Here is a 21,714-nt window from a genome sequence, read left to right as displayed (position 1 = left end):
CATGCGAATAGCTGCTGCACGTTAAGCGATAAACGCGATGACGCGGGTTCACGCTCGTTGCGCGAGCCGCCGCACGAACCGGTCGCCGACGAACTGCACCGCCGTGACGATCGCGATCAGCAGCACGATCACCGTCACCATCACGGTCGTATCGAAACGCTGATAGCCGTAGCGGATGGCCAGATCGCCAAGGCCGCCCGCACCGACCGCGCCCGCCATCGCCGAGGAACCGATCATCGCCACCACGGTAATCGTGAAGCCGCCGAGAATGCCCGGCAGCGCCTCGGGCAGGAGCACATGCCAGATGATATGCCGGCGTTGCGCGCCCATGGCCTGCGCGGCTTCGATCAAACCGCGGTCCACTTCACGCAAGCTCACTTCGGCCACGCGCGCAAAAAACGGAATCGCCGCGATGCTGAGCGGCACGATCGCGGCCCATACGCCGATCGTCGTGCCGATCAGCAAACGCGTGAGCGGCAGCAACGCGACCAGCAGAATGATGAAGGGCGTGGAGCGGAACGCGTTGACGAGCGCACCGAGCGTGCTGTTCACCGCCCGCTTCTCGAAGATGCCCCCGCGTGTCGTCGTGACCAGCACCAGCGCTAACGGAATGCCGACTAGCGCCGCGAAGAATGCGGATACGCCGACCATGACGATGGTGTCGCGAATTGCATCGGCGAGTTCGGAAAGCCACAACTCAGACATAGCCCAATACCTCGACATGGTTGGCATAGCGACGCGCGCCTTCGAGGAGTGTCGCGATCTGTTTTTCCACGGCGTTGCCCGCGTTCGCACGCACTTGCGCCGACACCACCAGACGCCCTTGCGCATGGCCCTGGATCCGGTCGATGCCGCCGTGCACGAAACTCACGTGCCCGCCATCGATACTCAACGCCGACGCAAGGCCGCCGAGATCGGGCTCACGTGCATCGACGCCGGTAAAACGCACGTCCAGCAGAATCTGTGCATCCGCATGCGCGATGTCGCGCAGCGGCTTGACCCGTTGCGCGAGGTCCACTGGCAAGTCATGCACCAAGGTGCGCAACAACGCGCGCGTCGCGTCATGTTGCGGATCGCCGAACACATGCCACACGGGGCCGGTCTCCACCACCTCGCCGCGCTCGATCACCGCAACCGTATCGCAGACCTCGCGGATCACCTGCATTTCATGCGTGATCAGGACGATGGTCAGGTTCAGGCGCTGGTTGATATCGCGCAGCAGCGCGAGAATGGCTTGCGTCGTTTCCGGATCAAGTGCGGAGGTGGCCTCGTCGCAAAGCAGAATGTCCGGATCGGTGACCAACGCGCGCGCAATGCCGACGCGCTGTTTCTGGCCACCGGACAAGCTCGCCGGATAAGCGTCGCGTTTGGCGGACAATCCCACCAACTCCAGCAGCGCATCGACTTTCCTATCGATAGCGGCTTTCGGCACACCGGCAATTTTCAGCGGCAACGCAATGTTCTCGCGGACCGTCTTCGCGGAAAGCAGATTGAAGTGCTGAAACACCATGCCAATGCGTCGGCGCAAAGTCACGAGTCCGCGCTCGTCGAGTTCACCGACACTCACGCCATTCACGCGCACCGCGCCTGAACTCGGTCTTTCCAGACCGTTGACAAGTCGCAATAGCGTCGACTTGCCTGCCCCGCTGCGGCCGATAATGCCGAACACCTCGCCCCGCGCCACCTTCAGCGTGACGTTGACGAGCGCCGCGGTCGACACGCCGCGTGCATTGGAGAACACTTTGCCGACGTCGTCAAATATCACAGCGGCTTGTGCCGCCGTTTCATGCGAGCCGGGATTGACGGCGAGAGACGGCGCGTCTTCAATGAATTGCGGCACATCAAAAAGATTGGCCATGGTTTCGCTCCTCTCTCACGCTTCCACGGTGACCGCCGCGGCGGCTCGCGCCCAGCGGCGATGCTGTGCGCCGGCATGCGCGTCGGGCAGACGGGCACGCCCACCGCCGAACAGTTTCTCGCGCAGCGTCGGCGCGGGATCGTAATCCTCCTTGTAGACGCCGCGATTCTGCAATTCCGGCACCACCAGGTTCACAAAGTCTTCGAACGATTCCGGCATCACCGTGCGCGTCAGATTGAAGCCGTCGACGCCCGCTTCCTCGATCCAGGACACCAGTTCGTCCGCGATCTGCTGCGGCGAGCCGACCACCGGTTTTGCGCGGCCGCCAAGCGTCATCTGTTCGAGTACTTTGCGTTTGGTCCACACGCCGCTCACACTCTTCTTCGAAATCGCTTCGACGGCCGATTGCATCGACTCGGTCTTCACATAGGAGATCGGTTCGTCCAACTCGTACTGCGAAAAGTCGATGCCGGTCGAGCTGGAGAAATGCGCGATGCCGCCTTCGGCGCTCGCATAACGGCGGTATTCCTCGAATTTTTCCTGCGCTGCCCGTTCTGTTTCGCCGACTATTACGGTGATGCCCGCGAAGATCTTGATGTCCTCCGGCGCACGGCCGAAGCTCACCGCGCGCGCGCGGATGTCGTCGACGATCGAGCGCGTCAGCTGCTTGTTCTGGCCACCGACGAACACGCATTCCGCGTGACGCGCCGCGAAATCGACGCCACGGCTCGACGAGCCCGCCTGGTACAACACGGGCGTGCGTTGCGGCGAGGGCTCGCTGAGATGAATGGCATCGATCGAATAGTAGGGACCGTCGTGCTTCACGCGGTGCACCTTGTCGGGATGCGAGAAGATGCGCGCCGCACGGTCACGCACCACCGCGTCGTCCTCCCAGCTCTGTTCCCACAACTTGTAGACCACGTCCATGTAATCGTCCGCGCGGTCGTAGCGGTCGTCGTGGCTGATCTGCTGCGCGAGCCCCATGCCGCGCGCCGCGCTGTCCAGATAACCGGTCACGATGTTCCAGCCCACGCGGCCTTTGGTCAGATGATCGAGCGTCGACATGCGCCGCGCGAACAGATACGGCGGCTCGTAAGTCAGATTCGACGTGACGCCGAAGCCGATATGTCCGGTCACGTGCGCCATCGCGGGCACGATCAGCGACGGATCGTTGATCGGAATCTGCACCGACTCGCGCAAGGACGTCTGCGGGCCGCCCTGATAAACGTCGTACACGCCGACGATGTCCGCGAGAAAGATGCCGTCGAACTTGCCGCGCTCCAGCGTTTGCGCAAGGCTCGTCCAGTAATCGAGGTCGGTGTAATGCGCCGAACGGTCGCGCGGATGCGTCCACAAGCCGTGATTGATATGGCCAACCGCATTCATGTTGAACGCGTTCAGCAGGATTTTTTTCTTCGCCATCGTGCAACTCCTTTGGCTTTCCGGTTTCAGCTGACCGCGCGGGCTACCAGGCGACGGCGTAGAGATTGCCGAAGGCTTTATCGAGCGCGGCGCGCACGGCCGGTGAATGCTGATAGATTGCGATGAACTTGCGGATACGCGAATCGTTCGCGCTTTCCGGACGTACGACCCATTGAATCGCGTAGTTCTTGTTTTCCAGGCCGTCGAACAGCAGCGCGCTATTCGGATCGGTGGTGCCGGCGAGCTTGATGAAACTCGGGTAGCCCTGTGCCAGATCGACGTCGTCGAGCGAACGCGCCAGTTGCGAGGCCTCGAGCTTTACGATCTTCAGATGCTTCGGGTTGTCGATGATGTCGAGTGTCGTCGCGCGATAGTCGATGCCCGGCTTGAGCTTGATGAGACCGGCGCGTTGCAGCAATAACAGGCCGCGGCCGCCGTTGACCGGATCGTTGGCGATCGCCACCGTGGCGCCGTCTTTCAGTTCGTCGAAGCGTTTGATCTTCTTCGAATACAGGCCGATCTTCATGATCGTGCCCGGCGCGATCGCGACGAAGTTATAACCGCCTTGCTTCTTCGCATTCTCGAGAAACGGAATGTGCTGGAAGTAGTTGACGTCGATGTCCTTGTTGGCGAGCGCCGCATTCGGCGTGTTCCAGTCGGTGAACTCGATGATCTTCACGTCGAGGCCCTGCTCTTTTGCTTCGCGCGCGGCGATTTTGAGCGCTTCGATTTGCGGACTGGTCGCGGTGCCGATTTTCAGCGTGGGCGAGTCGGCTGCCGATGCGGGCGCGGCCTGCAACGCGAACGCGAGACCGAACGCGCTGATGAGCGAAACTGTTGGTGTGTGGAAAAGGCGCTGCACGGAGGATAGAAAAATGCGCATGGTGAACTCGTGAGTTTCGGGCGTGATTTGATTCGAGGCGAACCGATCCAGCGGCATGCGCTGAAGCGTCTACGAAGGCACTTCCTTCGAGGCACAATCAGACTTGCCGGACAGATCGGGCAACGGAAGTCCGCAACGCGCGGGTTAAACCGCGCGTGGCAGCGACAGGACGCACAACTGAATCAGCGTGGACAGCGGAAGGTCGGACAGGTCATCGCCTCTCTCCAGATGAGGTGCGACTCATCATAGTGGGCGGCAAAACGGCGGTCTACGAAGGGATTTTCGGAAGGAAAGCGGGAAAAATGATTTGGGCAAAAAACGCCGGGCCACGCTTGCGCGCGACCCGGCATCTACCGCTGCCCCTTGTTCGAAAACTTACCGCTTCGCCACCTGCTGCACGGACGCGGCAACCACCGGACCCGACCCCGGCGCAACCGCCCCCACCGCCGTATCCGACGCCTTCAGATCGCCCCAACCACCGCCCAACGCGCGAATCAGATTAACCGTCGCCACCGCTTGCGTACCGGACAGATGGCTCGCCTGCAGTTGCGAAGTCAGCACCTGCCGCTCGCCGTCGATCACATCCAGATAGCTGACAGCGCCCTCCGTGTACTGCGTGCGCGACAGATGCGCCGCCCGTTGCGATGCCTGGACCGCATCGTTCTGCTCGCGCATCTGATCGTCGAGCAAACGCAAATCGGCGAGGTTGTCTTCCACCTCACGGAACGCCACCAGCACCTGCTGACGATACTGCGCCACGTCCTCGTCATATTTCGAACGGGCTTGCGCGAGGTTCGCCTTGCGGCGGCCACCGTCGAACAAAGGCAGCGTCAACGCCGTGCCGGCAAACGGTCCGAGAATGAACGCACGGCTCGACCACTTGAACAGATCGCCGAGTGTCGCCGATTCGAAGCCAGCCGCGCCGGTGATATCGAGCTTCGGGAAGAAGGCCGACTTCGCGAGGCCGACACGCGCATTCGCCGCCTGCATCGCCCGCTCCGCCGCCGAAATATCCGGCCGGCGTTCAAGCAACGCCGAAGGCAGACCCGGCGGCACACGCACCGTCACCGGCGCGAGCGGCGCTTCCGCGAACGAGAAATCCGCCGGCGGTTTGCCAAGCAGAATCGCCAGGCTATGTTCCGACGCCGCGCGCTGACGCGCCACGCCCACCGCGTCGGCACGCGCGCTCGCGAGTTCGTTGCGAGCCTGCGATACATCCAGTTCGCCGATATCGCCTTCCTTGAAACGCCGCTCGACCAGCTTCAGCGTGTCCTCGCGCAATGCGACGGTACGACGGTACAGGTCCTGATCCGTATCGAGCTCGCGCAACTGGAAGTAGTTCTGCGCGACGTCCGCCTGCAAGGACAACTGCACCGAACGGAACAACGCTTCGCTTTGCTGCTCGTCCGCCCGCGACGCGTTGACGTTCGAACCAACCCGCCCGAACAGATCCGCTTCGTACGACACGGTGGTTTGCGCGCGCCAGATCGTGCCGGTGGTGCCACCCGCGCTATCCGGCTGAAATTGCGACGCCGCCGAAGCACGCTGGCGCGTGGGGCCGAAGCCCGCGTCCAGCTTCGGGAACCAGTCCGACTTCGCTGCCTGCGTCACCGCACGCGCTTGCTGCACGCGCGCCGCGGCCGCCTTCAGGTCCTGATTGGCCGCAGCCGCCTGCTCCTCCAGCGCGTTGAGCTGCGCATCGCCGAAAATCGTCCACCATTCGCCGCGATGCGCGTCGTCGGCGGGCTGCGCCTGCTTCCACGCGCCGCTGTCCGGCGCCGATGTAGCCGATGTAGCCGACGCCGTGGGCGTTTCCTTGAACGCAGCCGGCGCATCCACTTCAGGGCGCTTATACGTAGGCTCCACGGAGCAGGCGGCGAGCAACGCGACCAGCAAACCGCTGGCAGCCGCCCGGCCCCACCCGCTCAAAGATTCAAAGCGTTTCATTATTGTTTTCTCCTCAAGCGTCCGTCACCGGCGCGCCATAGTGCGGCGAATCTTTCTGCGCGACGTGAATCGTGCCACCCGCCAGCGTACGCAGCACCACATAGAACACAGGGGTCAGCATCAGACCGAACAGCGTGACGCCGAGCATGCCGAAGAACACCGCGATACCCATTGCATGACGCATCTCCGAACCGGCTCCGCTCGACAGCACCAGCGGCACCACGCCCATGATGAATGCGATCGACGTCATCAGAATCGGCCGCAGACGCAAGCGGCTCGCCTCGATCGCCGCCGACAGCGGCGTATGCCCGTCATGCTCCAGTTCGCGAGCGAACTCGACGATCAGAATCGCGTTCTTCGCCGACAAGCCCACCAGCACCATCAAACCGATCTGCGTGAAGATGTTGTTGTCGCCACCCGTGAGCCACACGCCGGTCAGTGCGGACAACACGCTCATCGGCACAATCAGGATCACCGCGAGCGGCAGCGTCAGACTTTCATACAGTGCGGCGAGCACGAGGAACACCAGCAGCACGCTGATCGGGAACACCCACAAGCCTGCATTGCCGGCCAGAATCTGCTGATACGTCAGGTCGGTCCACTCGAGCTTCACACCATGCGGCAAGACTTCCGCCGCCACGCGTTCGGCCGCGGCTTGCGCCTGTCCCGACGAGAAGCCCGGCGCCGGCCCACCGTTGATGTCGGCAGCCGTATAGCCGTTGTAACGCACCACCATTTCCGGACCGAAGGTCGGCGTCACCGTCACCAGCGACGACAGCGGCACCATGTCGCCCGCGGCGTTGCGCGTCTTCAGTTGCAGGATGTCGTCGGCGCGTTGACGGAACGGCGCGTCCGCCTGCACCCGCACTTGATACACGCGGCCGAAGCGGTTGAAGTCGTTCACATACAGTGAGCCGAGATAGATCTGCATCGTGTTGAACACGTCCGTGACCGGCACGCCGAGTTGCTTGGCCTTCACACGATCGAGATCCACATTCAGTTGCGGCACGTTGATCTGATAGCTCGAGAAAGTCGGGCCGAGTTCAGGCGTTTGCGCGGCCTTCTTCACGAACGCCTCCGCGGCCTTATTCAACTCCGCGTAACCGAGCGCGCCGTGATCCTCCAACTGCATCTTGAAGCCGCCGAGCGTGCCGAGACCGAGCACGGGTGGCGGCGGGAACACCGCGACGAACGAATCCTTGATCGCACCGTATTGCTGGTTCAGCGCACCGGCAATCGCACCGGCCGAGAGCTTCTTGTTGCCGCGATCCTTGAAGGGCTTGAGCGTAACGAACACGATGCCCGCGCTGGAGCTATTCGTGAAACCGTTCACCGACAAACCCGGGAACGCCACCGCGCTCTCCACGCCCGGCTGCTTCAGCGCGATCGAGCTCATGTCACGAATCACTTTCTCCGTGCGATCCAGCGACGCACCGTTCGGCAACTGCGCGAAGGCAATCAGGTACTCCTTGTCCTGCGCCGGCACGAAGCCGCCCGGCACTACACGCGAGATCAGCACGGTCGCGCCCAGCAGGATCGCGTACACCGCCAGCATCGCGCCTTTACGGCGCAGCACGCCGGTCACGCCACGGCCATATTCCGTCGAACCGCGATGAAAGACCTTGTTGAAGCGCTTGAAGAACCCACCCAGCAGGCGATTCATCACACGCGTCAGGAAGTCTTCTTTCGCGCCATGGCTGCGCAACAGCATCGCGGACAGCGCCGGCGACAAGGTCAGCGAGTTGAACGCCGAGATCACCGTCGAGATCGCGATGGTCATTGCAAACTGCTTGTAGAACTGCCCCGTCAAACCGGTCATGAACGCGAGCGGCACGAACACGGCGACGAGTGTCAACGCGATAGCGATAATCGGCCCGCTCACTTCCTGCATCGCCTTATAGGTCGCGTCGCGCGCACTGAGCCCGTTTTCGATGTTCCGCTCGACGTTCTCCACCACCACGATCGCATCGTCCACCACGATCCCGATGGCGAGCACCATGCCGAACAACGACAACGCGTTGATCGAGAAGCCAAACGCGAGCAGCAGCGAGAACGTCCCGACAATCGACACCGGCACCGCGATCAACGGAATAATCGACGCGCGCCACGTTTGCAGGAACACGATCACGACGAGCACCACCAGCGCAATCGCTTCGAGCAGCGTATGCACGACCGCCTCGATACTCGAACGCACGAACTGCGTCGGGTCGTAGACGATCTTGTATTCGACACCCGCCGGCATGTCTTCCGCGAGTTCCTTCATCGCGGAGCGCACCTGATCGGAAATCGCCAGCGAGTTCGCACCCGGCGCCTGGTTGATGGCGAGTGCCACCGCCGGCTTGTTGTCGAGCAGCGAACGCAGGCCGTATTCCGAGGCCGCGAGTTCGATCCGCGCGATATCTTTCAGGTAGGTCACGCCACCGTCCGGCGTGGTCTTGACGATGATGTCGCCGAATTCGCCCTCGGTCCTCAGACGGCCACGCGCATTCACCGACAACTGCAATTGCGTGCCCGGCACCGAAGGCGATGCGCCGATCACACCGGCTGCCACCTGAATGTTCTGCTCACGGATCGCGTTGACCACTTCGGTCGCCGTCAAGCCGCGTTGCGACACTTTCTGCGGATCGAGCCACACGCGCATCGCGTAGTCGCCCGAACCCCACAACTGCACTTCGCCGACGCCCTGAATCCGCGCTAGCCGGTCCTTGACGTTCAGGAGCGCGTAATTGCGCAGATACGTCATGTCGTAGCGATTGTTCGGCGAGATCAAATGCACCACCATGGTCAGCGTGGGCGAGCTTTTGATCGTCGTGACGCCGAGGCGCTGCACGTCTTCCGGCAGACGCGGCAGCGCCTGGTTGACGCGGTTCTGCACGAGTTGCGTCGCGAGGTCCGGATTGGTGCCGAGCTTGAAGGTCACCGTGAGCGTGAGATTGCCGTCGCTATTCGCTTGCGACTGCATGTACAGCATGTTCTCGACGCCGTTGATCTGCTCTTCGAGCGGCGAAGCGACCGCTTCGGCGATCACCTTCGGATTCGCACCGGGATACTGCGCGTGCACCACCACCGAAGGCGGTACGACTTCCGGATACTCCGAGATCGGCAGCTTGAAGAGCGAAATAATGCCCGCCAGCAGGATCAGTACCGACAGCACGCCGGCAAAGATCGGCCGATCGATGAAGAATTTGGATATGTTCATGGGAAGCTCTCAACGTTGGAGCATGCGCCGCGCCGTCAGGCCGCGGCGCGCAAGGCTCACGAATTCTTGTCCGCTTTCGCGCGCGTTTGCGTTTGCGCCTGCGATTGCGCCTGCGGTTGCGTTGGCGTCTGCTTCTGCGCGAGCGGCGCGCTGTTCGGATCGTCATCGGTGGTCATCGGCACCATATGCGCACGCACCGCGTCACCCGGACGCACGCGCTGGATCCCGTTCACGACGATCCGGTCGGTCGCTTTCAAGCCGCCCTTCACCACGCGCAGATTGCCCTGCATGCCGCCCACGTCGATCGAGCGATACACGACGTGATTGCCCTGATCGACCACCAGCACGAATTTCTTGTCCTGGTCGGTGCCTACCGCGGCGTCGTCAATCAACAGCGCCGGATGCGGTTCGCTGCCGCCGACTTTCACCCGCGCATACAAGCCGGGAATCAGCGCCCCGTCCTGGTTATCGAAGCGCGCGCGCACGCGGATCGTGCCCGACGACGTGTCGAGCCGGTTGTCCACCGACTCGATCACGCCGCTGCGCGAATAGCCGCTTTCGTCCGCGAGGCCGAGTTCCACCGGCACTTTGCTGCCGTCTTTGGCGCGGCTCAGGTATTGCAGGTAGGTTTGTTCGTCCGCGTCGAACGATGCGTAGATCGGCGACACCGATACCAGCGTGGTGAGCGGCGCAGCAGTCGCGCCCGCCGAGATGACGTTGCCCACCGTGATTTCGGCGCGCGACACGCGGCCCGAAACCGGCGCGACAATCTTCGTATAGCCGAGATTGATGCGGGCAGTTTCGACGGCGGCCTGCGCGGCCTTCAGGTTGGCGCTCGCTTCGCGTGCGGCGTTCTGCTTCTCGTCGTAGTCACGCTTGGCGATCGCGTTGTCCGCGATCAGGCGCTGCGCGCGCTCCCAATCGCTTTGCGTGTAACCCGTACGCGCCTGCGCGGCGGCGAGTTGCGCTTCGGCGCGATCGACTTCGGCCGCATACGGACGCGGATCGATCACGAACAGCGTGTCGCCTTTCTTCACGAGCGCACCGTCCTTGAAGTTGACGGACACGATGGTGCCCGGCACCTGCGAACGCACGTCCACCTTTTCGACGGCTTCGAGGCGGCCCGAGTAGCTCTGCCAGTCAGTGATCGTTTTTTGCACCACAGTGGCCACATCGACTTCGGGCACGATGGTCGGCGCGGCGGGCGAGCTCGCGTCCACGCGAATCGCGCCGAACGTGCCCAGCCCGGCCACGACGATGACGGCAAGTGCGGCAATCGCCACACGGCGACGAGAAAGAGGAAGGATAGTCATGTCAAGCTCCCGAGATCGTTGATTAAAGTTGTACTTATTTCTGTTTCACCGATGGGCGCGCGCATCGAAGCGCCACTGAAAAAATCGCACCGCTTCCTGCAAAGCGGGCGGATGATCCGCCAACGCGGCATGCGAGATGCTCGGATAGCGGACCACCTGAGTCAGCACACCGGCGTCGATCAGACTGCTGGCGTATTTCTCCGCTTCCACATGCAGCACGTCGTTTTGCGCCGTCGCGATCAGCGTGGCCGGCAGGCCCGCCAGACGCGACGATTCGAGCGGCGCGGCATACGGATGCATGCGCTGCGACGCTTGCGGCAGATACGCGCGATAACACGCCGCGCACTCTTTCGCCGTGATGTCAGAGCCGAGGCGCTTTTCGTCGCCCAGACGCGTGAGGCTCGGATCGAGCATTGGCCCGAACAGCGCCTGCGCTGAAATACGCACGTCGCCGCGGTCACGCGCGATGAACGCAAGGCAATTGGCCAGTTGCCCGCCTGCATCGTGGCCGGCTACACCCACCTTCTTGCTATTGCCGCCGAACGCACGCGCTCGCGTTTGCACCCACAGCGCCGCGCGGTGCGCGTCTTCAGGCGCGGCGGGAAACGGAAACCGGGGCGCCAGCGAGTATCCGACCGACACCACCAAAGCCGGTAAGTGTTCCGCGAAATAACGCGAAGCAAAGTCGGCCTGATCGATCGAGCCCTTCGTAAATCCGCCACCGTGGAAATAAAGCAGTACTGGCAGTGCGGTTTTGTTTGCCTGCCGGTACAGACGCAACGTGATGTCCTGCGCGTGCCCTTCGATCTGCACGTCAGTGACTTCGAGGGCCGTGCTGTCGGCCTCCGCCGGGCCGCTGCCGGTGGGCACAAAGGAGTACGGCGGTTTAAATGCTTCCATGTCGAGCCGCGCAATGCGCATAGAACTTCAATGGTGCGAATTGTGGGTTCGGCAGACTCCTAAATAAATGCCTATAATCCGGCAACACAATTCGGCGCCCCTGAACAATCGAATGCGATTGTCTGCGGATTCGCGGTGGAGTCCTTTCCTGCTCAGTGCGCCAGCCCCTATTGGAGGTCTGCAATGGACCGGCTTCAGGCCATGCAAGTGTTCACGCGTGTCGTCGACACCAACAGCTTTACCCGCGCAGCGGAAACGCTCGACCTGCCGCGCGCATCGGTTACCACGATTATTCAGAACCTCGAAGCGTTCCTCGGCACGCGTCTGATGCATCGGACCACGCGGCGTCTGTCGCTCACACCGGACGGCGCGGCGTACTACGAGCGCTGCGTGCGCATCCTCGCGGACGTAGAAGAGACAGAGGCGAGTTTTCAGAGCGGCAATAAAAAGCCGCACGGCAAACTGCGCATTGACATGCCGGGGTCGATCGGCCGCTTGCTGGTGATTCCTTCGCTGTGTGAATTCCACACGCGCTATCCGGATATCGACCTGCAACTCGGCCTGACGGACCGGCCGGTGGATCTGTTGCAGGAAGGCGTGGATTGCGTGGTGCGGGTCGGCGCGCTACAGGATTCTTCTCTGGTGGCGCGTCGTATCGGTTTGTTCGAAGGCGTGACCTGCGCCGCTCCCGATTACATCGAACGCGCGGGGATGCCGACTTCGCTCGAAGATCTGGAGAATCACAAAGCAGTCAATTACTTTTCGAGCCGCACGGGTCGCACGCTCGATTGGGCCTTCATGGTTGATGGCAAAGAAGTCGAAGTAAAAATGAAGGGCATTGTGTCGGTGAACGACGCGGACGCCTACGTGACCTGCGGGTTGGAAGGCTTCGGCCTGATTCAGCCGGCGCTCTTCATGGTGCTGCCGCATCTGCGTTCGGGCCAGCTGGTGGAAGTGCTGCCGGAGCTGAAGCCTTTGCCGATGCCGATTTCCGCAGTCTATCCGCACAGCCGGCATCTGTCGCCTAAAGTCCGCGTTTTCGTAGACTGGATCGCGGAGCTGTTCGACCGCTGTCCGTTATTGAGCGGACGCGGCAGTCTCGACGCAATGTGCACGAAGCGCACTTTCGAAGAACGCGAGTCGGCTCCTATGCTCGACACTCCGGTGATAACGGAATGGGTCGCGTAATTCGCGTGAGTTGTTGAAGCGCAAAATATGGAACAATGAATTCCAACCGCGGCTCTAATGCCGCGGTTGTCATTTGCGACAACGCCAGCAAGGCGTTTCGCGCGGCGTTTGCCCGATTGTTCTGGAATTGCGACAATTCATTTCGCGAAAGTGCGATTTATCCGCACTGCCTCAAAGTCTACATTTCACCCTGTCGCAGCGCCGCTCGTGCTGCAAACGAATCGACAGGAGTGAATCATGAAACGCAATCTCTTAGCAGGTCTGGCTCTTTCGCTGCTCGTGAGCGCACCGGTGTTTGCACAAAGCAGCGGCGGCGGCATTGGCCGCGCCGGCACTTATGAAACGCTGCCGACCCCGACCGCCAGCGCAAAGACGCGTGATGAAGTGAAGGCGGAACTGGTTGCGGCCTATCGCGACGGCTCGCTGCCCGCGCTGAATCGCACGACGTATCCGAACAAAGGCCTGATCGGTCAAACCCAGGCCGAACGCATCGCCCTGCAGGAAGGTACGAGCGGCAACGTCACGCGCGTGGCCAACGGCCAGTAAGAATAACTTGCCGCAATGATTCGGCTTCCAGAATAAATGATCATTGCGGCGCAATTCATGCACTCTTCACAAAGGAGCACATCATGACACCTTCAGAACTCGATCATTGGGATACCGACACCCCCGTGTGGACGCCGTACCGCGCGCCACAACACTAAATGTCGAAGGTAGCAGCAAGTGCCCGCGGACCCGGTTCGCGGGCACACACGTATTTGCAGGGACCTAGCGCCGCGGTACGCCGTCGCGCCATTCGCTCCAATGTGTGGAGATATCCTGCACGAGCGGATTGCCCGCGAGAAACAGGTTCTTGATAGCGATCGTAAAGCCGCCTTGCGCGGCATAGTTCAGCAGGTTGTCCGCACTCGTCTGCCCATCGTAGGGCCGGTCGAAATCGGAGCCCGCGCGCAACACGGCAACGCGATTCAAATCCACCTTATGTACCGAAGCCGCTCGCTTGAGCGCCTCGTAAGTGGCGTTATCTTCCTGCTGCGTGGTGCAGTAGACGCCTTTTCCATCGGTCAGAATCCTGGTCCAGTCGCGCGCTCTCTGGCCGAGGAGCGTACCTGACCACCACGTATCGCCAGCCAGCGTATCGCACTGAATGACGGCCGGCGCCTGATTGGCTGGCGCGTAAGAGTATTTCGCCCGTGCAGCCTGAGCCTGCGGGCTATCGGAAAGCGTCACGTGGTGAGACAAGACAAACGCCGTATGCGCGAGCCGGGGGTTCAACTGGAACACTTCGGTGCGGTAGTCGAGCGGAGGTTTGGCCGAAGGACTCGTGGTGTTGATGCCAAGGTAGCCCGTGTCCCAGCCCGGCGGAATCTCGCGCCCGTCGATCTCCCACTGAATCCCGAAGTCGACCAGATATTTCGCCCACGCGGCGGAGCCCACGGTGCCCTGCTGAGGATCGATGCCGGCAATCCCCGCCACCATGAAGTACGTATTGCGCAAATCGAAACGTGGCGAGAACGTCAGCGCCATGATCGACGCCGCAGCGTTGCTATGCCCCATGCCGGTGGTCATCACACACACGTCCTGCTTGTTGCAATGGACTGTCGGGTAATCGGGCGACAAGCCGTCCACCGCAATCTCGCGCCAGGGTCCGAGATTGTCGAGCCATACCTGCCCTTCCGGCCCGAACATCGAAATGATCATCACCTTGACGGGCTGCCCGTGCGAGCCGCCGCCGTCATGCGAGAAACCGTCGTGGTCGTCCGCACTGGCCGGTCCGGACGAAAAGGCGGCGCAGGCCGCGAGGGTCATGGCGCAGATGGCGCCGAGTGAGCGAGTCAGCATCGTGATCTTCCTTTTTTGCTTGTGATGCAGGTTGGGAGAAAGTGCTGCTTTCAAGCCGAAAGAAGTATAGGTGCGAAGAAATTATTTGCCACTACACGATGCAATATCGATCGACCTTTTCTGGACGGACCCCGCCAAAACATGCGAATCGGTTCAGCACGCACTCTTCGGCGTTTTCTTATAATCGATAGTCCCCAGCGCACTGCCTTTGTGCACTTCACAACAGGAGCACCACGATGGACTATGTGAAACTCGGCCGTACCGGCCTCGATGTATCGCGCCTTTGTCTCGGTTGCATGAGCTACGGCGTGCCGTCTCGCGGCACGCATCCCTGGTCGCTAGACGATGAAGCGGCGCGCCCCTTCATCAAACAGGCGCTCGATCACGGCATCAACTTCTTCGACACGGCGAACGTCTATTCCGACGGCACCAGCGAAGAAATCGTCGGCCGCGCGCTCAAGGACTTTGCGAAGCGCGACGAGATCGTGCTGGCCACCAAGGTGAATAGCCGCATGCATCCAGGCCCGAATGGCGCCGGCCTGTCGCGCAAGGCGATCATGGCGGAGATCGACCACAGCCTCCGACGCCTCGGCACGGACTACGTGGACCTCTACCAGATCCATCGCTGGGACTACGGCACACCGATCGAAGAAACCATGGAAGCGCTGCACGATGTCGTGAAAGCCGGCAAGGCGCGCTACATCGGCGCATCGTCCATGTATGCCTGGCAGTTCGCCAAAGCGCTGCACGTGGCCGAGAAGAACGGCTGGACGCGCTTCGTGACGATGCAGAACTACGTGAATCTGCTATATCGCGAGGAAGAGCGCGAGATGCTGCCGCTGTGCGAAAGCGAAGGTATCGGCGTGATTCCGTGGAGCCCGCTCGCGCGCGGCCGCCTGACGCGCGACTGGAGCACCGAAAGCGCGCGCTCCGAGACCGATGAATTCGGCCGCACGCTGTACGCGCAGACGGAAGACGCGGACCGGCGGATCGTCGAACGGCTCAGCCAGATCGCCAAAGAGCGCGGCGTGCCGCGTGCGCAAGTGGCACTCGCGTGGGTGTTGCAGAAGAAGCCGATCACCGCCCCGATCGTCGGTGCGACGAAACTGCATCATCTCGACGATGCGGTGGCCGCGCTCTCTTTGAATCTGAGCGCGGATGAAATCCGCCAGCTTGAAGAACTGTATGTGCCGCACGCGGTGACCGGCTTCCAGTAAGCGGCACACGTGCCGCTCAAACGCGCGGCACCTCCGGTTCGAAAAACACCCAACGGACTTGCGGGAAGGTGGCCTGCAAGTCCGCCTCGATCACGTTGATCGCGTCGACCATCGCGCGGCCGCTCGCGTAGTCGATCATTTCCGCCTGCACGGCCACCACCACATGACGGCCCCATTGCAGCGTGATCATGTTGACGATGCTGCGAATCTCGGTGCGTCCGCGCAGATGCGCCTCGATGGCGCGCCGCACTTCGGGGCTCGCCGATTCGCCGACGATCATCGACTTCACTTCACGCGCCACCAGCCACGCAATCAGCATCAGCAGCACGCCGACGCCGATGGACCCCAGCGCGTCATAGACAGGATTGCCGGTCACCATGGTGAGCAGCACGGCCACGAAGGCCATTGCGAGGCCCGCCAGCGCGGCGATATCCTCGCCCGCTACCACCAGCAGTTCGGATTCGCGCGTCTCCCGAAACCAGCGCCACATGCTTTTGTCGGGATGCGTCTTGCGGATTTCCTTGACGGCGCCCCACAAGGAAAGCGCCTCGAGCACCACCGACACGCCGAGCACCGCCAGCGCCACATACGCATACTGCAACGGCTCGCGCACGAACAGACGATGCACGCCCTCATACACCGAGAACGCGCCGCCCACAAAGAACAGCAGAAGCGCGACCAGCAGCGAATAGAAGTTGATCTCGCGCCCGCCGCCCATGGGATGCAGCGGGCTCGCCGGCTTGCGCGCTTCACGCAGACCGAATAGCAACAGCAGTTGATTGCCGCAGTCGGCGGTCGAGTGGATGGCTTCGGCGAACATCGAGCCGGAACCGGTAAACGCGGCAGCCGCGAACTTGCAGATGGCGATGCCGAGGTTGGCGGCAAGCGCATAGAAAATGGCTTTCGGCGATTCTTCTTTCATCGTCGTGGAAGGCGTCCGTGAGTTTGCAAAGAGCTTGCAGTGGGCAACAGCCGTATTATGGCCATGCCGGGCGGCATGCGTCCAACCTGGGTGTTGTTTGCACCGCGCCCCTGCTTGCGCTCTACCGCATTCGCCTTCCCTTGCCTGCGCCAGCTTATGCTCTTTCGAGCGCCGCCATTTCACGCACGATCACCAGCAGCATCGACAGGCTCGCACCGCCGGTGGCACGCAGATCGGCCAGCAGGCGCGCATAGCGTTCCAGTTGCGCGGTGCGCTTCTCACGCCATGCCTCGACCAGCGCCTCGGGCGTGGATGCTTCGTCGGCGTCGGCCAATGCGCTCGTCGTCAACGCGCGTTTAAGGCGCGCGATGTCGGCCACCGCTGTCGCGCGCGCCAGCATGTCCCAGTGCGTGGGCGCCGGCAACGCGGCCGCGCGCTCGCTGATCCAGCTTGAATTCAGCAACGTGCCGAGCGCGAAATAGACACCGGCCACCAGTTCGAGACTGCGCCCGGAAGTCGCCGCCACTTCGGCGATATCGAGCAGCGCGGCGGAGATTTCGCCGCCTGCGACCCGCACCGCCAGTTCGCTATCCACGCCGGCGTCCGCGAACACACGTTGCCGCTCCGAGAGCGCTTCGAGATCGGCGCTCGGCAACAGCACAGGCCATTGCGGAGCAAGGCGTTGCGCCGCGTCGCGGCAACGCGCGAGCAGGCCGGCCACATCGCGGTCGCTGACCGCGCCCGCTTGCAATTGCCGCAGGAACCACAACGCGGATCGCTCGACGAGCCGCGCGACTTCGACGAACATGCGCGCCTGGATGTCGTCGGCGACGCGGTTGTCGAGCGCGTCGATACTGCGCCAGACGTCGTCGAGATTGAACACGTCGCGCGCCATGATGATGGCCCGCACGATGTCGCCAGGCTGCGCGTCGGTTTCTTCCATCAGCCGATGCACGAATTCGCAACCCACGCGATTCACTAATGCATTGGTCAGATGCGTGGCAAGAATTTCGCGGCGCAGCGGATGGCGTTGCATCGGCTCGCTGAAGCGCTGCCGCAACGGCTTAGGGAAATATTCGACCAGCATGTGGCTGACCAGCGGGTCTTCCGGCATCGACGATTCGAGCAGCGCGTCGTACAGCCACATCTTGCTGTAGGCGAGCAGCACGGCCCGCTCCGGCGTGGTGAGCCCTTGTTTGGCGGCCTGCCGTTCGGCGACTTCTTCATCGGTCGGCAGAAACTCGATCACGCGATTCAGGCGCCCCGCACGCTCGAGGTAGCGCATCAGGCGCGCTTCCGCGTCGAGCAGTTCGACACCGTAGCGGCCCGCAATCGACAGCGCCTGCGTCTGATAGTAGTTGTCCTGTAGCACAAGCAAGCCGACTTCGTCGGTCATTTCGGCGAGCAGCGCGTTGCGCTGCTTCTCCGTCATTTCGCCGTCGGAAACGACCAGTCCCAGCAGAATCTTGATGTTGACCTCGTGGTCCGAACAGTCGACCCCCGCGGAGTTGTCGATCGCATCGGTATTGATACGGCCGCCGCGCTGCGCGAACTCGATACGCCCGAGCTGCGTGAGACCGAGATTGCCGCCTTCGGCCACGACCTTGCAATGCAGATCGGCGCCGTTGACGCGGATCGCGTCGTTGGCGCGGTCGCCAACCTGCAGATGCGTTTCGCGGCTCGCCTTCACATACGTGCCGATGCCGCCGTTGTACAGCAGATCGACTGGCGCCTGCAAAATCGCGCGCATCAACTCAGCGGGCGCGAGCGCCGGCGCGCTGATGCCGAGCACCGACTGCACCGCCGGCGAGAGCGGAATTGTCTTGGCGCTACGCGGAAACACGCCGCCGCCGGCCGAGATCAGCGAAGGATCGTAGTCGGCCCAACTCGAACGGTCGAGAATGAACAGACGCCCGCGCTCGGCAAGACTGACCGCCGGATCGGGATTCGGATCGAGAAAGATATGTCGATGATCGAACGCGGCCACCAGCCTGATATGCGGCGACAGCAGCATGCCGTTGCCGAACACGTCGCCCGACATATCGCCCACGCCGACCACCGTGAAGTCCACGGTCTGCGTATCCACGCCCATTTCGCGGAAGTGCCGCTTGACCGACTCCCACGCACCGCGCGCGGTGATGGCCATTTTCTTGTGGTCGTAACCGACCGAGCCGCCCGAGGCAAACGCGTCGTCGAGCCAGAAACCGTACGACTGCGAGATTGCGTTCGCGTAGTCGGAGAACGTGGCGGTGCCTTTGTCGGCGGCGACCACCAGATAGGGATCGTCGGGATCGTGGCGCACCACGTCGGGCGGCGGCACGATGGTCGTGCCGGCGAGATTGTCGGTCACGTCGAGCAGGCCGCGCAGGAAGGTTTGATAGCAGGCAACGCCCTCGCGCATCCACGCGTCGCGTTCGGTTTGCGGCGGCGGATTCTTCACGACGAAGCCGCCTTTCGAACCGACCGGCACGATCACCACGTTCTTCACCATCTGCGCCTTCATCAGGCCCAACACTTCCGTGCGGAAGTCCTCGCGCCGATCGGACCAGCGCAGCCCGCCGCGCGCCACGCGTCCGCCACGCAAATGCACGCCTTCCACGCGCGGCGAGTACACCCAGATTTCGAACATCGGTTTCGGCTCGGGCAAGCCGGGCACCTGCGCGGGATCGAACTTGAAGGACAGATACGGTTTCGGATGTCCCTCGGCATCGAAGCGATAGTAGTTCGTCCGCTTGGTCGCTTTGATGACGCCGAGAAATTGCCGCAGTATGCGGTCCTCGTCGAGATTCGGTACCTGGTCGAGCGCGCTGTCGATCGTGCGCAGCCAGCCGTCGACGCGCGCCTCGCGCGTCTCACCCAATACCGGATCGAAACGGGCGATGAACAACTCCACCAGCATGCGCGCAATCGCCGGATTGCCGGTCACCGCGCGTTCGATATACGCGTCGCTGAAGGTCGAGCCCACTTGCCGCAAATACTTGGCGTACGCGCGCAGGATCGTCACCTCGCGCGCATTCAATTGCGCGCGCAACACGAGGCGATTGAAGTCGTCGCTTTCAATCGCGCCGGTCCACACCTGTTCGAACGCTTCTTCGAAGAGATCCTTCACGCGCTCGATGTCGAACTCGGCGTCGTCCGCGAGTTCGAGGCCGAAGTCGTGAATCCACGCGGGCGTCGCGCCGAGCGCCTCGATCAGATAGGGCCGCTCTTCATCGACACGCACGCCGAGATGTTCGAGCATCGGCAAACTGCGCGACAAGGCGATCGGCAAACCCGCGCGATACACCTTGAAGCGGAACGCGCGCGGGCCCGATTCGATCGGGCGGTACAGGTTCATGGCGAGCCGCTCGCTGCCTTGCACGCGTTCGATCAGTTCGATATCGCGCACCGCCGTGCGAGCAGGATAATCGTCGCGATAGCCGGCGGGAAACGAATCGCCGTAGTGTTGCAGCAGACGGTTGCCCTGCTCTTCGCCGAAGGCATCGAGTAGTGCATCGGCGAGATCGTCCTGCCAGCGGCGTGCGACCTGCACGAGCCGCGCTTCCAGCTCGCGTGTATCGACGTTGGGCATGCCGCCCGGCTTTGCATGCACGACGAAGTGAATGCGCGCCAGCGTCGACTCCGACAGCAGCGGCGTGAATTCGACATTCTCGCCGTTGAACGCATCGGCCAGCAGATTGGCGATGCGCCGGCGCAGATCGGTGTTGTACTTGTCGCGCGGCACGAACACGAGGCACGACACGAAGCGATCGAAACGGTCGCGCCGTACGAACAGCCGGGTGCGCTGATGCTCCTGCAAACGCAGCACGCCTAGCGCGATATCGTAGAGCTGATTCTCTTCGGCCTGAAAGAGCTCGTCGCGCGGATAGGTTTCGAGCACCGTGACCAGCGATTTCGCGAGATGACCTTTCGGCAGGAAACCGGCTCGTCTCACGATATTCGCGCATTTACGACGCACGATCGGAATCTCCGCGGCCGACACGAAATACGCCGTGGACGTATAGAGACCGATGAAACGCCGCTCGCCGGTCACCTTGCCGTCAGGGCCGGTCAGCTTGATGCCGACATAATCCAGATAGCCTGGCCGGTGCACGGTGGCGCGTGAATTGGCCTTGGTCAGAAAGATCGGCGACGAACCGGTAATGATCTCGGCTGCGGCCGGCGGCAAGGGTGTGATCTCGGCGGCACCGGCGGCCCGCAATGCATCGCGCAGAATGCCGAGCCCCGAATCGGGCACCGCGCGCAGACCGTAGCCGATATCGTGCTGCACCAGTTCGTAATCGCGCTGGCCGAGAAAAGTGAAATGATCGGCCACCATCCATTCGAGAAACGCGCGGGCTTCCAGACCTTCCGGTCCGCCCTCGCCGGCTTTCATGCCTTTGATCGTGACGCGCGCGAGTTCGACGATCTTCGGCCAGTCTTCGACGGCCGCGCGCACGTCGCGCAACACCTTGGCGATTTCGTCGCGCAGCGCGTCGAGTTTTGCGGCATCGCCGCAACGGTCCACTTCGAAGTGGATGAACGAGGTCAACTGCGAACGCGTATCGGTGGCTTCTTCAGCGCCCTGGACCAACCGCGCGATACTGCCGTCGGGCGCGCGCCAGATGCGAAACACCGGGTGCACGACGGAATGCAGCGCGAGGCCCTGACGGTTGACCGCCATCGAGACGGAATCGACCAGAAACGGCATGTCGTCATTGACGATCTCGATCACCGTGTGATCGGAGTGCCAGCCGTGCTGTTCGAGAATCGGGTTATAGACGCGCAGCCGTTCGGCGCCGGGTACGAAGCGCTGCGCCGTTTGCCAGTGCGCGAGCGCCGCGCCGTAGAGATCGGCAATCGAGCGGCTTTGCAGATCGTCGGCGTCGACGAAATCGTAGTAGTGCCGCAGAAAGATCTCGACGATCTTGAAGGTTGGCTCAGGCAGGCGCCCTCGCGCAAATTCGACGACATCGTTCAGCAAGTGCGTGACGGCTTCTTCGTTCTTTGCTTGCATGATCAACTCCCCCCGCTGGGCGGCAAT

14 protein-coding genes are annotated in these 21,714 nt (G+C 62.3%); 3 read left to right on the top strand and 11 right to left on the bottom strand.

The window, feature by feature from the left end; all coding sequences use genetic code 11:
- Window positions 1-48: 48 nt before the first annotated feature.
- From RI103_RS23570 to RI103_RS23535, 8 genes are all read right to left on the bottom strand, one after another.
- A complete protein-coding gene (locus tag RI103_RS23570; protein ID WP_310817977.1) occupies window positions 49-705 on the bottom strand; it encodes a methionine ABC transporter permease in 657 nt (218 codons plus the stop codon).
- A complete protein-coding gene (locus RI103_RS23565; RefSeq protein ID WP_310817976.1) occupies window positions 698-1,858 on the bottom strand; it encodes an ATP-binding cassette domain-containing protein in 1,161 nt (386 codons plus the stop codon). The genes RI103_RS23570 and RI103_RS23565 overlap by 8 nt, the downstream gene beginning before the upstream one ends.
- Before the next feature lie 15 nt (window positions 1,859-1,873).
- On the bottom strand, window positions 1,874-3,280 hold the full coding sequence (locus RI103_RS23560) for an LLM class flavin-dependent oxidoreductase (protein ID WP_310817974.1): 1,407 nt from the start codon (window positions 3,278-3,280) through the stop codon (window positions 1,874-1,876).
- Window positions 3,281-3,323: 43 nt separating this feature from the next.
- Window positions 3,324-4,163: a MetQ/NlpA family ABC transporter substrate-binding protein gene (locus RI103_RS23555; RefSeq protein ID WP_310817973.1), complete on the bottom strand. Its 840-nt coding sequence runs from the start codon at window positions 4,161-4,163 to the stop codon at window positions 3,324-3,326.
- 375 nt (window positions 4,164-4,538) lie between these two features.
- Window positions 4,539-6,110: an efflux transporter outer membrane subunit gene (locus tag RI103_RS23550; RefSeq protein WP_310817971.1), complete on the bottom strand. Its 1,572-nt coding sequence runs from the start codon at window positions 6,108-6,110 to the stop codon at window positions 4,539-4,541.
- A gap of 13 nt (window positions 6,111-6,123) precedes the next feature.
- Complete coding sequence (locus tag RI103_RS23545; protein ID WP_310817970.1) at window positions 6,124-9,309, bottom strand: efflux RND transporter permease subunit; 3,186 nt, start codon at window positions 9,307-9,309, stop codon at window positions 6,124-6,126.
- A gap of 56 nt (window positions 9,310-9,365) precedes the next feature.
- Window positions 9,366-10,622 carry an efflux RND transporter periplasmic adaptor subunit gene (locus tag RI103_RS23540; RefSeq protein ID WP_310817968.1) on the bottom strand — a complete coding sequence of 419 codons (1,257 nt, stop codon included), beginning with the start codon at window positions 10,620-10,622 and terminating at the stop codon, window positions 9,366-9,368.
- 45 nt (window positions 10,623-10,667) lie between these two features.
- Window positions 10,668-11,522: an alpha/beta hydrolase gene (locus RI103_RS23535; RefSeq protein ID WP_310817967.1), complete on the bottom strand. Its 855-nt coding sequence runs from the start codon at window positions 11,520-11,522 to the stop codon at window positions 10,668-10,670.
- A 183-nt stretch (window positions 11,523-11,705) separates the two neighbouring features.
- Between RI103_RS23535 and RI103_RS23530 the strand changes: the two genes are divergently transcribed.
- Window positions 11,706-12,710 carry a LysR family transcriptional regulator gene (locus tag RI103_RS23530; protein WP_310817966.1) on the top strand — a complete coding sequence of 335 codons (1,005 nt, stop codon included), beginning with the start codon at window positions 11,706-11,708 and terminating at the stop codon, window positions 12,708-12,710.
- 237 nt (window positions 12,711-12,947) lie between these two features.
- Window positions 12,948-13,256: a DUF4148 domain-containing protein gene (locus RI103_RS23525; RefSeq protein WP_310817964.1), complete on the top strand. Its 309-nt coding sequence runs from the start codon at window positions 12,948-12,950 to the stop codon at window positions 13,254-13,256.
- Between the two features lie 222 nt (window positions 13,257-13,478).
- Here RI103_RS23525 and RI103_RS23520 read toward each other — a convergent pair whose 3' ends face one another.
- Entirely contained in the window at window positions 13,479-14,552 is a 1,074-nt protein-coding gene (locus RI103_RS23520; protein ID WP_310817963.1) for a purine nucleoside permease, read from the bottom strand.
- A gap of 236 nt (window positions 14,553-14,788) precedes the next feature.
- Here RI103_RS23520 and RI103_RS23515 point away from each other — a divergent pair, with 236 nt between their 5' ends.
- On the top strand, window positions 14,789-15,769 hold the full coding sequence (locus RI103_RS23515; protein ID WP_310817961.1) for an aldo/keto reductase: 981 nt from the start codon (window positions 14,789-14,791) through the stop codon (window positions 15,767-15,769).
- A 16-nt stretch (window positions 15,770-15,785) separates the two neighbouring features.
- On the opposite strand, the gene RI103_RS23510 is transcribed toward RI103_RS23515, so the two are convergent.
- Complete coding sequence (locus RI103_RS23510) at window positions 15,786-16,691, bottom strand: cation diffusion facilitator family transporter (RefSeq protein ID WP_310817960.1); 906 nt, start codon at window positions 16,689-16,691, stop codon at window positions 15,786-15,788.
- Between the two features lie 154 nt (window positions 16,692-16,845).
- Complete coding sequence (locus RI103_RS23505) at window positions 16,846-21,687, bottom strand: NAD-glutamate dehydrogenase (protein WP_310817957.1); 4,842 nt, start codon at window positions 21,685-21,687, stop codon at window positions 16,846-16,848.
- Between the last annotated feature and the right edge of the window lie 27 nt (window positions 21,688-21,714).

It is taken from the genome of Paraburkholderia sp. FT54 (assembly GCF_031585635.1).
GTDB lineage: Bacteria > Pseudomonadota > Gammaproteobacteria > Burkholderiales > Burkholderiaceae > Paraburkholderia.
The sequence above is the reverse complement of the archived record's forward strand: the minus strand, read 5'-3'. Positions and strand labels throughout refer to the sequence as shown.

Bases quoted from the DNA above. Each gene is read 5' to 3' on its own strand.
- RI103_RS23570 (WP_310817977.1), bottom strand. From the start codon at position 705: ATGTCTGAGTTGTGGCTTTCCGAACTCGCCGATGCAATTCGCGACACC.
- RI103_RS23565 (WP_310817976.1), bottom strand. From the start codon at position 1,858: ATGGCCAATCTTTTTGATGTGCCGCAATTCATTGAAGACGCGCCGTCT.
- RI103_RS23560 (WP_310817974.1), bottom strand. From the start codon at position 3,280: ATGGCGAAGAAAAAAATCCTGCTGAACGCGTTCAACATGAATGCGGTT.
- RI103_RS23555 (WP_310817973.1), bottom strand. From the start codon at position 4,163: ATGCGCATTTTTCTATCCTCCGTGCAGCGCCTTTTCCACACACCAACA.
- RI103_RS23550 (WP_310817971.1), bottom strand. From the start codon at position 6,110: ATGAAACGCTTTGAATCTTTGAGCGGGTGGGGCCGGGCGGCTGCCAGC.
- RI103_RS23545 (WP_310817970.1), bottom strand. From the start codon at position 9,309: ATGAACATATCCAAATTCTTCATCGATCGGCCGATCTTTGCCGGCGTG.
- RI103_RS23540 (WP_310817968.1), bottom strand. From the start codon at position 10,622: ATGACTATCCTTCCTCTTTCTCGTCGCCGTGTGGCGATTGCCGCACTT.
- RI103_RS23535 (WP_310817967.1), bottom strand. From the start codon at position 11,522: ATGGAAGCATTTAAACCGCCGTACTCCTTTGTGCCCACCGGCAGCGGC.
- RI103_RS23530 (WP_310817966.1), top strand. From the start codon at position 11,706: ATGGACCGGCTTCAGGCCATGCAAGTGTTCACGCGTGTCGTCGACACC.
- RI103_RS23525 (WP_310817964.1), top strand. From the start codon at position 12,948: ATGAAACGCAATCTCTTAGCAGGTCTGGCTCTTTCGCTGCTCGTGAGC.
- RI103_RS23520 (WP_310817963.1), bottom strand. From the start codon at position 14,552: ATGCTGACTCGCTCACTCGGCGCCATCTGCGCCATGACCCTCGCGGCC.
- RI103_RS23515 (WP_310817961.1), top strand. From the start codon at position 14,789: ATGGACTATGTGAAACTCGGCCGTACCGGCCTCGATGTATCGCGCCTT.
- RI103_RS23510 (WP_310817960.1), bottom strand. From the start codon at position 16,691: ATGAAAGAAGAATCGCCGAAAGCCATTTTCTATGCGCTTGCCGCCAAC.
- RI103_RS23505 (WP_310817957.1), bottom strand. From the start codon at position 21,687: ATGCAAGCAAAGAACGAAGAAGCCGTCACGCACTTGCTGAACGATGTC.